This is a genomic window from Paenibacillus pectinilyticus (assembly GCF_001700435.1).
Lineage (GTDB): Bacteria > Bacillota > Bacilli > Paenibacillales > NBRC-103111 > Paenibacillus_E > Paenibacillus_E pectinilyticus.
The window spans coordinates 374959-390147 of sequence record NZ_LYPC01000020.1; the positions used below are offsets into that span (position 1 = coordinate 374959).

Annotated in this window: 15 protein-coding genes; 13 read left to right on the top strand and 2 right to left on the bottom strand. The window is 44.5% G+C overall.

Translation table 11 applies throughout. The annotated features are described in order from the left end of the window. Window positions 1–13 precede the first annotated feature (13 nt). Window positions 14–709, top strand: coding sequence for a uracil-DNA glycosylase (locus tag A8709_RS15575; protein WP_141692558.1), 696 nt, complete (start codon window positions 14–16; stop codon window positions 707–709). Window positions 710–798: 89 nt separating this feature from the next. Here A8709_RS15575 and A8709_RS15580 read toward each other — a convergent pair whose 3' ends face one another. Continuing rightward, on the bottom strand, window positions 799–1731 hold the full coding sequence (locus A8709_RS15580; protein ID WP_065853266.1) for a zinc dependent phospholipase C family protein: 933 nt from the start codon (window positions 1729–1731) through the stop codon (window positions 799–801). A 190-nt stretch (window positions 1732–1921) separates the two neighbouring features. Here A8709_RS15580 and A8709_RS15585 point away from each other — a divergent pair, with 190 nt between their 5' ends. The 6 genes from A8709_RS15585 to A8709_RS15610 all read left to right on the top strand — a co-directional run bounded on the left by A8709_RS15585 (window position 1922) and on the right by A8709_RS15610 (window position 7909). Beyond that, the gene (locus A8709_RS15585) at window positions 1922–4105 is read left to right on the top strand and encodes a PAS domain S-box protein (RefSeq protein ID WP_065853267.1); all 2184 of its coding nucleotides are present in this window, start codon (window positions 1922–1924) and stop codon (window positions 4103–4105) included. Between the two features lie 615 nt (window positions 4106–4720). Further along, entirely contained in the window at window positions 4721–5377 is a 657-nt protein-coding gene (locus tag A8709_RS15595) for a deoxynucleoside kinase (RefSeq protein WP_065853269.1), read from the top strand. Between the two features lie 117 nt (window positions 5378–5494). After that, on the top strand, window positions 5495–5644 hold the full coding sequence (locus A8709_RS34565; protein WP_167357085.1) for a hypothetical protein: 150 nt from the start codon (window positions 5495–5497) through the stop codon (window positions 5642–5644). A 127-nt stretch (window positions 5645–5771) separates the two neighbouring features. After that, window positions 5772–6464, top strand: a complete 693-nt coding sequence (locus A8709_RS15600; protein ID WP_065853270.1) for a copper homeostasis protein CutC — start codon at window positions 5772–5774, stop codon at window positions 6462–6464. Window positions 6465–6491: 27 nt separating this feature from the next. Further along, window positions 6492–7475, top strand: a complete 984-nt coding sequence (locus A8709_RS15605; RefSeq protein WP_065853271.1) for an NAD-dependent epimerase/dehydratase family protein — start codon at window positions 6492–6494, stop codon at window positions 7473–7475. 125 nt (window positions 7476–7600) lie between these two features. Further along, window positions 7601–7909, top strand: a complete 309-nt coding sequence (locus A8709_RS15610; RefSeq protein WP_065853272.1) for a DUF4870 domain-containing protein — start codon at window positions 7601–7603, stop codon at window positions 7907–7909. 67 nt (window positions 7910–7976) lie between these two features. Here A8709_RS15610 and A8709_RS15615 read toward each other — a convergent pair whose 3' ends face one another. Beyond that, window positions 7977–8738 (bottom strand): MBL fold metallo-hydrolase, encoded by a 762-nt coding sequence (locus A8709_RS15615; RefSeq protein WP_065853273.1) that lies wholly within the window; start codon window positions 8736–8738, stop codon window positions 7977–7979. A 255-nt stretch (window positions 8739–8993) separates the two neighbouring features. Between A8709_RS15615 and A8709_RS15620 the strand changes: the two genes are divergently transcribed. The 6 genes from A8709_RS15620 (at window position 8994) to A8709_RS15645 (ending at window position 15146) form a co-directional block, all read left to right on the top strand. Next, window positions 8994–9254 carry a hypothetical protein gene (locus tag A8709_RS15620; protein WP_065853274.1) on the top strand — a complete coding sequence of 87 codons (261 nt, stop codon included), beginning with the start codon at window positions 8994–8996 and terminating at the stop codon, window positions 9252–9254. Between the two features lie 231 nt (window positions 9255–9485). After that, window positions 9486–10487, top strand: coding sequence for a ubiquinol oxidase subunit II (cyoA, locus tag A8709_RS15625; RefSeq protein WP_065853275.1), 1002 nt, complete (start codon window positions 9486–9488; stop codon window positions 10485–10487). 32 nt (window positions 10488–10519) lie between these two features. Next, entirely contained in the window at window positions 10520–12487 is a 1968-nt protein-coding gene (locus A8709_RS15630; protein WP_065853276.1) for a cbb3-type cytochrome c oxidase subunit I, read from the top strand. Beyond that, window positions 12487–13104 carry a cytochrome o ubiquinol oxidase subunit III gene (cyoC, locus tag A8709_RS15635; protein ID WP_065853277.1) on the top strand — a complete coding sequence of 206 codons (618 nt, stop codon included), beginning with the start codon at window positions 12487–12489 and terminating at the stop codon, window positions 13102–13104. The genes A8709_RS15630 and cyoC overlap by 1 nt, the downstream gene beginning before the upstream one ends. Beyond that, window positions 13105–13434 (top strand): cytochrome o ubiquinol oxidase subunit IV, encoded by a 330-nt coding sequence (gene cyoD, locus A8709_RS15640; protein WP_065853278.1) that lies wholly within the window; start codon window positions 13105–13107, stop codon window positions 13432–13434. It begins immediately after the preceding gene. Window positions 13435–13634: 200 nt separating this feature from the next. Next, window positions 13635–15146 carry a L,D-transpeptidase family protein gene (locus tag A8709_RS15645; protein WP_065853279.1) on the top strand — a complete coding sequence of 504 codons (1512 nt, stop codon included), beginning with the start codon at window positions 13635–13637 and terminating at the stop codon, window positions 15144–15146. Window positions 15147–15189 lie beyond the last annotated feature (43 nt).

The following is a 15189-nucleotide window of genomic DNA, read 5'->3' on the forward strand; positions in this document are numbered from 1 at the left end:
GGAGGAGGTCCAAGTGAAACACGTCACGAATGATTGGTTAACGGTGCTGCAGGATGAATTTCAGGCACCCTACTTTGAACAATTACAGTTTTTTCTTCAGGAAGAGTATCAGACGGGGACCATTTATCCGCCAGCGGATGATGTGTTTAGTGCCTTGGAATTGACCTCATTCGCAGATACGAAAGTTGTTATTCTCGGGCAAGATCCCTATCATGGAAGCGGACAAGCACACGGGCTCAGCTTTTCTGTGAAGCCAGGGATGGCAATCCCTCCTTCTTTGAGGAATATGTACAAAGAGTTGGAGACGGATATGGGCTGTGAGATCCCGGATCATGGATATTTGAAGTCATGGGCAGAACAAGGGGTTCTTCTTCTGAATACCGTCTTAACGGTGCGCGAGGCTGCTCCCAATTCCCACAAGGGAAAGGGCTGGGAACGCTTTACCGATCGTGTCATTCAGGCACTAAATGCCCGAGAGACACCGGTTATCTTCGTCCTATGGGGCAGTCATGCACAGGCGAAGCTGTCATTTATTGATACGAATCGACATTATATCATCACATCGGTGCATCCGAGTCCTCTTTCGGCCTATCGTGGATTTTTGGGAAGTAAGCCCTATTCTCAAGCAAATGCCTACTTAAAACAACTGAAAATGACAGAAATCGACTGGTGCATTCCACCATTCGCACACATCAAAAACCATGAATGACAATATTCATGGTTTTTTTCATTTCTATGGACCAAAAACTGGATAATGTTTCGAATAGTATGAGTAGCTATAAGAATGTCGGATACTTGCTACAGGATCGAATTGACATAAGTTAAAGGTAAGTCAAGTTCGCAGTCCTTTCCAGACTCATAGGATCGGTTTCCAAGTACTGCCTGAAGCGATGCATAATCAGCATCTGAGCCGCTTTGCAACGCGCGGATGGTCGCTTGAAGAACCTGCATGGCGTCATCCATGGCGATGTCGAATAGCTCCCAGGCACTGTACGTATAGGTTTCGTTAAGGTCAGTTGGACAATTCCAGACATGGTTAGATTCATTGAAATAATCAAGTGGAGCAGGCTTCTTCTTAAACACCAATGGCGATATTTGACCCAGTGTCAATACCCGTTTCAGCCCGCTTGGATCGTGGAAAAGCCGCTGTGCGCGAATCATGTCGTAGTAAGCGTCGTTCCAATCCTGGTCGCTCATTTTCGAGGCAATCTCAGGGTAGTGCTGCTTGGCAGCAGCGGATAGCGCCGGTACGATTCCAAGGGGAAATGAGTCACCTACATAGATTTCTTTCCAAACCGGTGTTTGCCACGTTTGGATGCCACGCTCATGCTTGGCGACAATGGTATCCATGATGATCTCAAAGCGTTGATGATCCCATTTCTTAAAACCAGATTTATAGAAGACATAGGGATGCAAGTTACGGTCTAACACGTGATGCGTAACAAACCCGAGTACATAGAGAACAGCTGGATTATACAAGCCACGGCCTTGTACCTGCTGGATGAGATCTAGCAAGAAGGGCCCACAGGCTTCCTTGTGCATGCGACTTCCAAGCTCGTTAAGTGTTTTGTCTTTTTTCCAAGGCAGGAAGTTATGATAGAACAGAAAGTCAGGTCCTTGACAACCGAGTGAGAAAATATGCCGCAGCTGTTTATCATTCAGTACTGATGTATGACCCAGCTCATGCATGGCTTTTTGTCCGAAAATGAGATGTGTCCAAATATTAGGCAAGGGTGCACTCCTCCTATAGGCTGAAATGAAATATGATTGCTTTCATTTTAACATATTGCCGGAAGGACTAGAGCACATTTCGCGGACTAATTCGTAACCACGCGCAGTGCGGGCAGGATTGCAAGTGACGTTGTCGAATGTATCAAACAGTGATGATCACCATCCAAGCCTTAATGATAGGGGATAAAATATGAGTATGCTATCGAAAATGGAGCCTTCGTTTGACGCTATTTTTGAGTTCACAACCATCGGCATGGCTCTTATGACGCTTGAAGGGCAATGGCTGCGAATCAATAACAGTTTAAGTCGTATTCTTGGTTATTCCGAAGAGGAACTTCTTGCAACGAGCATGAAGCACTTATTTGAGGTTAAACAGGCTCGACATATAGATAACACGATGGAGAAGCTGATTTCTGGTGAGATAGCCTCCTTCCAAATGAATATACTTATGAAACATAAGGATACGTCATTTAAAAATGTGGATTGGCTCATGTCCGTAATCCGAAATTCGGATCATGAACCTTACGCATTTGTTGCTCAGGTAAAGGATCTGTCCACGCAATCGGAGATGGAACGGAAGCTTGCCGAGAGCGAGCAACGCTATAAATCTTTGATTGAACATAACCCTGCAGGGATTCTAACCTGTGATATGGATGGACGTATTCTCTGTGTTAATCCAGCGATGGAGCGGATTCTAGGATTCACTGAGAACGAATTGATGTGCCAATTCATTCACCAAATCTTTCTCCAGAACCATGAAACGGTTAGTTCAGCTGACAGTATCCTCTCGCAACAAGATAATTATATGTTGTGTTTTTTACATAAAAATGGCGAGATTATCGAACTTGGTGTGAAGAATGTACCTATTATCGTCAAAGACAAATCCGATGGGATGTATCTTATTGCCAAAGATATTACCCAATTCATTAAAGATCGGGAATCTCTTCGCATTGCACAGCAAGATCTGCATGACACGGTTCGAAGGCAGCAAGGCATGACGTTGAAGTTTAGACAATTAAATGGAAGTTTCATCCATACCCTATGTGATGGTGAACTGCTGTATCGTTTAGGTTATAAACCGAAGCATATTTTGGGTAAAGGGTTGCATGAGATTTGGCCGACTCCAATAGCGGATTCGATGGAAGATTATTATCAGAGAGCTTGGCAAGGCGAAGAAAATGTCATGTACGAAGCCACGTTCCGCGGCATCACTTATTTGACGTCATTGCGACCTATTATTGAGCAGGATCGTGTCATAGAAGTGATCGGTTCATGTGTAGATATCACCGAACGTAAGCGGATGGAAACGGAGCTGCGCGACACGAAAGAACTGCTGGAATCTGTTATTAACAATACATCAGACGGCATTTGTGTGCTTGATTTGAACGAGAGAGTGATCTCTGTTAATGCTGCTCATGAACACATTTTCGGGTGGTCCCAAGAAGAGTTACTTGGTCGACCATTACCCAATTATCCGGATTTTCTGGAAGATGAACGAAGAGGAATGTATGAGAAGTTAAGGTTAGGGCAACGAATTACCGATGAAGAGTCGGTTCGACTACGTAAAGATGGTCAACTTATTCATGTTAGTCTAACGAAAACCCCGATTAAGAATGAGAAGGGGGACATCTTCGGATTCGCAGGCATTACGAGAGATATTACGGAGCGCAAGCAAACCGAGGAGCTGTTGCGGAAATCAGACAAGCTTTCCGTAGCCGGTCAGCTGGCGGCAGGGCTTGCCCATGAGATTCGTAACCCGTTGACTTCACTCCGCGGCTTCTTGCAGCTTTTGCAGCATGATTTGAAGGGCAAGCAACATTACTTCGATATCATGCTATCTGAACTGGATCGGATCAATTTCATTGTGAGTGAATTTCTCGTTATTGCGAAGCCGGAAGCCATTACATATAAAAAGAGTAATTTGAACGCCATTTTGCAATCTGTAATTGCCTTGTTAGATACACAAGCGGCCTTGTGTAATGTACAACTATTGTTGGAGTTTCAATCGGAGATTCCAGAGATCATCTGCTCGGAAATGCATTTGAAGCAATTATTTATTAACTTGATCAAAAATGCGATGGAGGCGATTCCGAAAGATGGGCAAATCAAAATGACGGTTTCTGTGCTGGAAAATGATCTGATCCGTGTGAGAACACAGGATAATGGCTGCGGGATTCCGGAGGAACGCTTGAAGCAGTTAGGGGAGCCGTTCTATACAACCAAGGAAAAGGGGACAGGCTTAGGGTTGATGATGTGCTTTAAAATCGTCGAAGCCCATAAGGGGACTATGACTATCCAAAGTCAAGTGGGATATGGTACGACGATTGACGTCTTGTTACCGACACAATCGAATGAGCATAATCATCATGCATGAGATGCAGCTTTTGAATATGATAAAACCGCCGACGGCTTGAATCCGTGAAGGCGGTTTTTGTATTTTTTAAAAAGCTATGCTAAATTCTGAAGTTTCGCGTGAATACCAAGTGGAGACAGAGGTATTATTCTCATTATAAACTTGTACATGATCGTTGGTATATTTGGTGATAATCCCTGTATTTACTTGATAATATACACCAAGTTGGTCAAGTGACCACACAAAAACGGGTGTTTTCGTTAACGCAGCAGCAAATATCTCTGTATCTGTGTCTAGTAGCTTAGTTCCGTAAATCATCGTTACACCTCTGTCTTCTGGATAGTATCGTATTGCTCTTATATATAGAGACAGTACGAAAACGGAAATCATCACACGGTCATGTTAATTATTTTGCGGGGTTTCGTTATTTTTTAAAAGCATGATCAAGATTGACTCCTTTTTCATCACATGCCCGTTACTTAAAGGATTTCCTAAATTAAGTAGAATATGATCGAAGGTGAACATGAAAGGTGAAAATTGAGGGTTCCCACTCGCTGAATTTCCTTGTATAATGGGTAAGCTTTGCTGAATTGACAGTGGGTAAATTAATGATTGGGTAGAAGGAGAAAGGGGTCAATGGCAGTGATTGTGGTTGGGGGAATGATTGGTCTAGGTAAAACATCTGTATCTACTTTGCTTGGACAAGAATTAAATTCAAATGTTTTCTACGAGAGTGTTGATGATAATCCGATTTTACCGCTTTTTTATACGGCTTCACCGGAGGAAATCGAAAAGCATCGGTATCCATTTCTGCTGCAATTGCACTTTTTGAATACGAGATTTAAGGCCATTAAACAGGCATTGGTACATAATCGAAATGTACTGGATAGAAGTATTTATGAAGATTGGTATTTTGCCAAAGTAAATCGCGAGCTGGGTCGTATTTCACAACTCGAATTCGATGTATATGAAGGTTTGGCAGATAACATGATGTCCGAACTCGCAGAGCTTCCAAAGAAATCACCGGATTTGATGGTGTATCTCAAAGCTTCATTTGAAACGGTGATTCACCGTATAGGTCTACGCGGACGCAGCTTTGAACAAGATGAATCACTAGTTGCGTATTATCGTCAGTTGTGGTCAGGTTATGATGACTGGGTGATGAACCATTATCATGCTTCCGAAGTGCTCATCGTAGATATGGACCGGATTGATGTAGTCAATCGAGCAGAGGATGCCGCGCAGATCGTAGAAGAAGTTCGAGCAAAATTATCTGATTTAGCAATTGTATAAGGCGAATTTTGTCGAAATGTCGAAAAGACCCCCTCAAAGCTGAGGGGGTCTTTCGAATGATGTAGCAGAAGAAAAAAACCAGTGTTGTAATCCACGGAAGCGAAGGTGATGTAATTGTTGTTTATCGTATGTTACAAAGGCAAGCCTATGAGCGCAGCCCTGCCGAAATTAGCTGCAAACGAGAAGATGCTGAAGCTGAGTCGTTTTTTTACCAATCTAGAGCTTGTCGAAGTACAGCAACAATGGCAGACAGCCTCTAATTCCTAGGGCCTTACACTTACAGATAGCTTAGTGCCGCTCCGTCATCGATGAGATGTACGGAGTTTTTTGTGTTGTCGATTTTTATGTTAAAGTAAATGGGATCGTCTGTTATAGAGAGGTGGGTGTCCAAACGATGTTATTGGAAGTAATTGCGACATCACTAGAAGATGCAGTGAGAGCTGAGGCTGGCGGTGCTGATCGCATTGAACTCGTTTCAGATCTCAGACAAGGTGGTTTGACACCAGATATGGCGCTTGTGAAGCGTATAACGGATTCCGTACGAATTCCTGTACATGTGATGATTCGGCCCCATGCGCGCTCGTTTCACATGTCAAAGAGTGATGTTTCGGCGATGAGACTCGCCATTCAAAGCGCTGAACAAGCAGGCGCAGCAGCCCTTGTATGGGGAGTGCTCACCCCTGAACTTGAGATTGACCGCGGTACCATAGAGGAGCTCTTAGCTGCAAGTTCCTTGCCTGTCACGTTTCATCGGGCATTTGATGAGATTAAACAGCAAGAAGAAGCCTTACAAATACTCCAAACTTATAAGGGAATTCGTTCTGTACTTACATCAGGCGGGGCGCCTAGCGCATTGCAGGCCGTCGAGCAGCTAAGTCATCTGGAAGCATTGACGAAGGGGCGCCATTTAAGGATTATGGCAGGAAGCGGACTTACCTTACAGAGCTTGGAGACTTTCGTGCTGGCGACGAGTGTTCAATGTGTTCATCTTGGAACGGGCGTAAGAGCCAATGGTGATGTAGATGAAATGGTTGATGTAGAGCGCGTGAAGCAGGCGAGAGCGATTTTAGATCGAATAGTACATTGATAAATAACTGTGGGAGGAGAGAAAACTGTGCATATACTTATTCTTGGCGGTACTAAATTTCTGGGAAGAGCTCTGACTGAGGCGGCGCTAGCAAAAGGGCATGAAGTCACATTGTTTCATCGTGGATTACATGATGCCAATGCTTTTCCGGAAGTACGACACATTCTTGGAGATCGAGATACGGATATGGGGAAACTGCAGGCGGGATCATGGGATGCCGTCATCGATACTAGCGGATACCAGCCTGAATCAGTCGCGGCTTCAACAGACGTGCTGAAACGTAGTGCCAAGCACTACACGTTCATTTCAACTATTTCGGCCTATGCCGATTTAAAGCAAGTTCTTTTTGATGAAACCGCACCTGTGAGACGATTGGAGGATGCTGAAGACCCAGGTCAGCGATATGGTGCATTAAAAGCGCAGTGTGAAGAGGTTGTTAAAGAAGCCTTTCCTACTGGCGCATTAATCATTCGTCCTGGACTTATAGTTGGGCCGTATGATGCGTCAGACCGATTCACGTATTGGCCAGCACGATTGCAACGCGGCGGTCAAGTGTTGGTGCCGCTTCCGAAAGAGCGGAAACTGCAATTCATTGATGTGCGCGATCTCGCGGCATGGATCCTTATCTTAGTTGAAGCGGGAGTAACGGGCACCTTGCATGCAAGCGGTAGTGATTACACGATGGAAGAAGTTGTAGAAGCTTGTCGGAGGGGAGACATTGAAACGGATCTCACTTGGGTGACGGAGGAATTCTTAGTTGCAAGTGAGGTAGCCGGTTGGATGGATCTTCCGCTCTGGTTGCCCAGCGATAGCTTACTCGGCATGCTTCAATTGAATAATGCAAAAGCATTCCAATCCGGATTGAAAACACGATCACTGGTGGAAACGGTTCGGGACACATTGGCATGGGACCAGACGCGAGATGCTGCAATTGTGAGGCAAGCCGGCTTAAGTCCAGCGCGTGAAGCTAAATTGCTGGAAGATTGGAAGAAGCTTAACCAAACGGAGTAGGAATTAAACCTTGAATCGTAATGAATACGAGTTCAATGATTTGGATGCTGTACAAATTTTTAGGCATAAATGATGGTTGGCGAATATAATGGAAGAGAAAACTCTGAGAAGATGAGGTGCTGTCCATGTATGATGCCACAGATATTCAAAGTAATAAGGGAATGGCGATTTTGGCGTACATTTTGTTTTTTGTTCCTCTTATCGCGGCAAAAGACTCGAAGTACGCATGGTACCATGCGAATCAAGGCCTTACCTTGTTCCTAACTGGGGTCATCGTGAATGTTGTACTAGGCATTATCCCATTCATCGGTTGGCTGCTTCTACCCCTTGCCAATTTAGCCGTGGTGATTTTGGCGGTATTGGGCATCGTTGCAGCTGCACAAGGCCAAGTCAAACCTCTTCCGTATATCGGCAGTTACACACTTCTGAAGTAGTACGTACATACATAGACAAAAAGGCTGACCTCCGGTGAATGACTACCGGAGGTCAGCCTTTATTTGTCTATCCCTTCACGTTCTGAGCAATAATTTCAGCGATCCGTTGGTTCACATGGTTAGTGAATAGCCCACCGTGATAACAAAGGATATTCTCGATATCAAACTCGGTGTATTTCTGCAATGACGCTAAGGCCAAAGGATAGTCTGAACAATACGCTGGAATAGGACCCTCAAGTACACCGTCCGTAACAACCATGGAATCCGCGGCAATTAAGGTTTTGCTTGCTTTATGATAAAGGCTCATATGGCCTGGTGTATGTCCTGGCGTGAGGATCACGGTAAGCCCGCCAAACCGATCAATTTCTTGTCCATCTTCGAGAATCGTGTGAACAGGCCCTTTAGGCGGATTCTCAAGTCTATTCCGAAAGGCTGCCTTCATTTCGGGTGCTGCGTCCGCTGGCAAGTTAGCCATGGCACGCTCGATTGCTTCAGGTGTAATTTTGATGAGACGTTTCTCGCCTTGGATATATGGTTTTTCTAATTCGGTCGCGAATACTTCGATGGGCCGCTCGGAAGCTTCCAGAAGCGTAGAAAGGCTGCCGATATGATCGATATCTTGGTGTGTAATAATGATGGAGTCCAAAGCCTTCAAGGGAACGGCAATGTCTTCGAACGCTTTTTGAATTAATGGCATGACACCTGGGTGGCCTGTATCGACTAGGAGAACTCCTTGTTCATCAACCAATAGAGCGGGGTGGATGACAGTGACGTTGCCCATAACAGGTACAGCTAGCTCAAGTGAATAAAGTCCTTTGGATATTTGCATGCGAAGCCCTCCAATGTGAAATGATAAGTGAAAATGGAATAGTGATATCATATCCAAAGGGTGATAGTCTGTCAAATAAATAATTAATAATATCACATAATTCATTGAATGTCAATACTAATATTCTTACTAATAAAAGCAAACTAAATTTTGTCCAAATCTTGATCATCGTGTGAATAAAATATGAACAAAATCTTTTTTTTGTGGTATACTACTATTAAAGCACTTACATTTAAGTCAGGAGTTGTGATGACAATGTCTAATAGAGCCGTGTCCGTTAACCCTATTGAGCGCGTAGAACGAGATGTTATGCCATTAGTGAAAATGATGACATTTACCGCTTGGGCTTTGCTTGCTGTTGGTTTAGTACTAAGCTTGTTCAGCATAGAAAGTTTCAATGATCGCAATACACCTTTAATGGTCGGTATTGGATTTATGGTAGGTAGTGTCCATGTTTATGTGATTCGTACAGCTATTCATTTGGTACATTCTCGTTCTGTTTCCAAGAGTGAATGAGTTTTGGAATTCCAAGGAATACTATATTAGCCTTTCAAGTGAGAACACTTGAAAGGCTTTTTGTCGTTCATAATTTTCCATCAGAGTCAACAAACGTTCTGTGACAGTTGTTTTACATTCCAACGTCAAACCATTGACGTATTTGTTAAGACCTGTTTGTGATGATGATCTTTTATGAACAAGGTGATATGTTACTTATAGATAGGATTTGTGATTGGGAGGGTATAGAGAATGAAGAAGAGAAAGCTTGTCCAAGCAGGGATGCTCTTCACGATGGTTGCCATCATTACACTACTTTCAGGTTGTGGCCATCAAGCAATGGTATTGGATCCGAAAGGACCGGTAGGCGCACAGCAAAGGGATCTTATTGTGATTGCCACCATATTGTGCGCAATTATCCTCGTGCCGGTGCTTGCACTTACGGCATGGATCGTTTGGCGCTATCGTGATAAGAAAGGAAATAAAGCTTCGTACAAGCCGAACTGGTCACACAGTACTTCATTAGAAGTCGTGTGGTGGGCTGTTCCGATTATTATCATTGTAGCCTTAGCAGTTGTTACGGTGAAATACACGTATGCATTAAATCCTTCTAAACCTTTGAAGTCTGATAAAGAGGCTATTACGATTCAAGTTACATCGCTCGATTGGAAATGGTTATTCACTTATCCAGAGCAAGGCATCGCAACCGTCAATTATTTGCAAATTCCTGAAGATACACCGATTAAATTTGAACTTACATCTGATGCGCCAATGAATTCCTTCTGGATTCCGCAGTTAGGTGGACAGATTTATACGATGTCAGGTATGAAAATGACGCTATACTTACAAGCCGATGAGATCGGGCATTATTTCGGAACAGGTGCGAACTTCAGTGGGGAGCATTTCGCGGACATGACCTTCGATGTGAATACGACGTCTCGTGCGGACTTCGACACATTCGTTGCGAAGACCAAAAATGTACCGACAAAATTGACGGATGAGACGTACAAAGAATTATCCATGCCAGGTAAATCAGGTGTGAGATATTTCTCCTCCATCCCTGACGATCTATTTGACCGGACCGTGATGAAATATATGCATGGTGCAACGGTTACCAATGGGATTGAACCGGGGCATAAGAGCATGGGTTCTAAGGAAGAAGGCACGATTAAAGCCGATACGATTGAAAAGAACAAGCCTATGGACCACTCCAAAATGGATATGGACCATAGCCAAATGAATATGTCAAAGTAATTGATTAAAGTTTCACGAAGGGAGATCATCTCATGCTCGATAAAATAAAAGATTTCGCCTCTGATTTTTTCGTAACGGGCGATCCGATGATTTTGGGTGCCCAGGTCAGTATCGGGCTCTCGATGGTAGCAATTGTTTTCGTGCTCACCTTTTTCAGGAAATGGGGCTGGCTCTGGCGTGAATGGTTGACGACTGTCGATCATAAACGAATTGGGATCATGTACATCATTTGTTCGATCCTGATGTTGTTCCGCGGCGGTGTGGATGCGCTTCTCATGCGCTTGCAGCTCGCGATTCCGGACAATCAGATCCTGCAGCCGGATCACTATAATCAAATTTTCACAACGCATGGCGTTATCATGATTCTGTTCATGGCGATGCCGCTGATGTTTGGTTTGTTCAACATTGTTGTCCCATTACAAATCGGGGCGCGCGATGTCGCGTATCCGTTCTTAAATTCATTAAGCTTCTGGATGTTCTTCTGGGGCGCTATGCTGTTCAACGTTTCCTTCGTAATCGGGGGTTCACCAGATGCAGGTTGGTTGAGTTATCCGCCTTTATCTGAAATGTCACATAGCCCAGGAGTTGGAGAGAACTTCTATATATGGGGCATTCAAGTTTCGGGTATCGGTAGTTTAGCAACGGGGATTAACTTTATTGTGACCATTTTGAAAATGCGCACACCTGGCATGAAATTGATGAAAATGCCAATGTTTACATGGTCCGTATTTTCAAGCTGTATCATGATCATCTTCGCATTCCCAATCTTGACCGTTACACTTGCGTTATTGTTCTTAGACCGTTTCTTAGGTGCGCATTTCTTCACCTTGGACGGCGGCGGAAATCCAATGATGTACATCAACTTAATATGGATGTGGGGTCACCCTGAGGTCTACATTGTCGTGATTCCAGCCTTCGGTATCTTCTCAGAAGTCGTGTCGACCTTCTCGAAGAAGAAGCTGTTCGGCTACAAATCCATGGTTTTCGCGATGCTCATCATTAGTTTATTATCCTTCTTTACATGGGCGCATCACTTCTTCACGATGGGTTCAGGCGCAGATGTGAATGCTTTCTTCGCGATAAGTACGATGCTCATTGCGATTCCGACGGGGGCCAAAGTATTTAACTGGCTGTTTACGATGTTTAGGGGGAAAATCCGCTTTACGACACCGATGCTTTGGACAATCGCCTTCATTCCTTGTTTCATCGTCGGGGGGATGACAGGGGTACTCTTATCTGTGGCACCTGCTGATTTTCAGTTTCACAACAGTTATTTCTTGATTGCACATTTCCATCAAGTATTAATCGGTGGGGTTGCGTTCGGATATTTCGCGGGTCTTTACTACTGGTGGCCGAAGATGTTCGGCTTCAAACTCAATGAACGTCTGGGACGTTGGGCATTCTGGTTATGGAACATTGGTTTCTATGTTTGTTTCATGCCGCAATATTTCCTAGGGCTAGATGGGATGACTCGTCGTACCTACACGTATAGCTGGGATATGGGCTGGGGCCCGCTAAACATGGTTTCCACAATCGGTGGTTTCCTGATGGGGGTAGGCTTCCTATTCCAAGTATGGCAAATCGCGCACTCGATTAAATTCAGAGAACCAGATCTTACGGGAGATCCGTGGGATGCACGCACATTGGAATGGTCGATTCCTTCACCAGCACCACTTTACAACTTTGCTGTGCTTCCGAAAGCGGATGTAACAGATGCTTGGTGGGAAGAGAAGCAAGGCACGGTACCGAAGCAGCCTGTACCTACCACGTATGAACCTATTCATATGCCGAAAAACTCTGCAATTCCGTTCATTATCTCGGGTATGTGGTTCTTCGCAGGCTTCGGGTTCGTATGGGATTGGATGTGGTTGACGATTCCGGCATTAATCGGAGTTGCCATCTGTATGATTGCTCGTTCCTTCAGCTATGATACGGATTACTATATTCCAGCGGATGAAGTGAAAGCCACGGAAGACGCATGGAGAGGAGTGAAGGGCTAATGGCACATACAGTTTCACATGCAGCACATCATGACCACGAACACGATCATGAGCACGATCATGAATCGCTCAAGACGTTCGGCTTTTGGATATTTCTAATTACGGACTGTATCTTATTCGGTTCTTTATTCGCCACGTACGTGGTGCTTCATCAGAACACGAACGGTGGACCTACACCGGAAGAACTTTTCAAGATGCCAGGTATTATTGCTGAAACCTTCATCTTGCTTACGAGCTCCTTTACGAGCGGGATCGCTGTGCTTGGTATGCACAAAGGCAACATGAAGCAACTCATCGGCTGGTTAGCCGTTACAGTGCTTCTAGGAGCGTCCTTCGTTGGCTTAGAGCTGAATGAATTTATTCACATGGTTAATCATGAAGGAGCAACAATCAGCACGAGCGGGTTCTTATCTGCGTTCTTCACACTAGTTGGTACGCACGGACTTCACGTATCCGTTGGTTTGATCTGGATGATTGGATTAATCTTTCAATTGAAACGCCGCGGAATTACGGCTGTTACGAAACGTAAAGTGGCGATCATTTCCCTATACTGGCATTTCCTTGATGTCGTTTGGATCTTCGTATTTACGGTTGTTTATCTCATGGGGGTGATGTAAGTGAGTCAATCACATACTAGTTCGCATAACAATCATGAGTCACATGGTTCATTGAAATCGTATATCATTGGATTTGCACTCTCGATTATTTTGACCATTATTCCACTTGTGGTTGTTATGAACCATATGCTTGAAAAAACGGGGACATTGGTATTGATTTTGATCATGGCTGTTCTGCAATTCGCTGTTCAGTTGTTCTTCTTCATGCATGTCAAAGAGGGCGAGAATGCGCGCTGGAACATTATGGCGCTGATCTTCGGACTTGTCATTCTGATTACGATTGTTGCTGGTTCGATCTGGATTATGACTTATAATATGGTTGGACACTAAATCATTCATGTCGTTAATGAAAAACGTTCTTTGCCACTAGTGGTGAAGGGCGTTTTTTCGTTATGGATAGGGCATCGAGGTATTGCGGGTGATAAAAGGGTTGTCTTTCTATTTCTGACATGATACATTATGTATCAGAGATACTAATTGTATCGAACAACTGGTGAGACAAGCTAATTTCATGAACGGAGAGGAGCCGAATGATCCGACGAAATCAACGTTTCCATAACCAACTTGATGATCACCTCATCCATTTGCACAAGAACTTGTTCATTAGTCATTCAGATCCGCTTTATTATGAGAAAGTCATTCGCTATTTGGATGCGAACTCGCCGGAAGCCCATTATAATTTGGGTCGAAAATTTCATGTGAAAGGAAACTGGACTCGCGCTCGATTTCATTATAAGGAAGTGCTTAGAACCTATCCTTCACCCTTTTATTCCGCTGCGAATCGAGCGATCCATCAGTTAGACCTGCAGCACGCGGCACATCTCGAAAGTTTGGAAAACACGCTTCCAGCTAGTAAGAAGCCGTTATTGCCTCCTTTTATGAAAACGTTACTCATTGTACTCCTGCTTATTAATGTTCTCTTGGCTGCACTTTTCTTAGGTAATTCATCGATTTCCCGTACGGTTTCCAAAATGAAACTATGGGGCGTAGGCAGTGAGGTTACCTATGAGACGGTGGACAAGCCGTTTATCTTGTATGTCTCGCCAGAGACAGCGCGTTCTGACATTGAGAAGTCGCTGCACAATCAAGCCCTTGTTCTTGCAAAAGAAATGCCGAATGCCAATATTTTGATTTATAGTATTGTTTCGCAGGATGCAAGGGATACCGGCAAAACTATGCTGTTGACCAATGCAGATGTGATCAAGAAGGCCATTGCCGTTGCCACCTATCAGCCAAGTGCAGAGGACATGGTTCATATCCGCTTCCTGAATGCAGAATTTGAAGAGCACCAACCGCTTAGTGCGATTGGTGCTAATTTAGTTCGGACGGCTTTGACATCCTACGAAAAAGATGTTGGTGGCCCTCCGTCGAACGTAGATGAGCTGCTGCAAGACTATCCGAATAATTATTTAAGCTTTATCCCTGTAGAAGCTGATTCAGGCTCGAATCAGGTCTCAACGGTCTATGATGGCCGGGGGGGATGGGTGTATGATCCCCATGCAGGGGATATGGCCCATATGTTTTATGCGAATACAGATGAGGGAGCAGGAGTGCCTTATGACCCCGTTCATCTAGAAGTTAACAAAGCGGAGCACCAGTTAAAGCTGGTAAGCGGTTCATATCTCCTGTGGGATAAGGAAATCGGGCTTGGAGCTGGCGGCAGCACGCCAGAGGGCGAATTTCGCGTCATAGACCGCGTCCAGCAGCCAAAAGGGAAGACAACCCAGAGCTATGGCGAAGCAGGCTTAGGGCTAGGCGCAATCGCTTTACACGGCACTTATGATGAGACTTCCATCGGCGCGGATAAATCTCTGGGCTGTGTGCGCTTAACGAATGAGGATGTCCAACAGATATTCCCATTCGTTCCAAAAGGCGCAGAGGTGCGCATTCTCTCGAACACAGTCTCGGGCTCGAACTTGAGCTCGCCATCAGCTGCTCCAGAACCTGCGGAGCCTTTAAAACAAGCAAGCTTGCTCATACCGCCTGTCTTACCCAAACATAAAGAATCCACGGAAAAGGTCGTCTTCCATTGGTTAGGCTGAAAAAAGCAGTTGAAGCTTCACGAGGAACCTCGTAAGCCTCAAC

Excerpts from the sequence above, each read along its gene's own strand:
- A8709_RS15615 (WP_065853273.1), bottom strand. The coding sequence starts at position 8,738 with ATGCAAATATCCAAAGGACTTTATTCACTTGAGCTAGCTGTACCTGTT.
- A8709_RS15585 (WP_065853267.1), top strand. The coding sequence starts at position 1,922 with ATGAGTATGCTATCGAAAATGGAGCCTTCGTTTGACGCTATTTTTGAG.
- A8709_RS15610 (WP_065853272.1), top strand. The coding sequence starts at position 7,601 with ATGTATGATGCCACAGATATTCAAAGTAATAAGGGAATGGCGATTTTG.
- A8709_RS15645 (WP_065853279.1), top strand. The coding sequence starts at position 13,635 with ATGATCCGACGAAATCAACGTTTCCATAACCAACTTGATGATCACCTC.
- A8709_RS15630 (WP_065853276.1), top strand. The coding sequence starts at position 10,520 with ATGCTCGATAAAATAAAAGATTTCGCCTCTGATTTTTTCGTAACGGGC.
- A8709_RS15620 (WP_065853274.1), top strand. The coding sequence starts at position 8,994 with ATGTCTAATAGAGCCGTGTCCGTTAACCCTATTGAGCGCGTAGAACGA.
- A8709_RS15600 (WP_065853270.1), top strand. The coding sequence starts at position 5,772 with ATGTTATTGGAAGTAATTGCGACATCACTAGAAGATGCAGTGAGAGCT.
- cyoA (WP_065853275.1), top strand. The coding sequence starts at position 9,486 with ATGAAGAAGAGAAAGCTTGTCCAAGCAGGGATGCTCTTCACGATGGTT.
- A8709_RS15595 (WP_065853269.1), top strand. The coding sequence starts at position 4,721 with ATGGCAGTGATTGTGGTTGGGGGAATGATTGGTCTAGGTAAAACATCT.
- cyoC (WP_065853277.1), top strand. The coding sequence starts at position 12,487 with ATGGCACATACAGTTTCACATGCAGCACATCATGACCACGAACACGAT.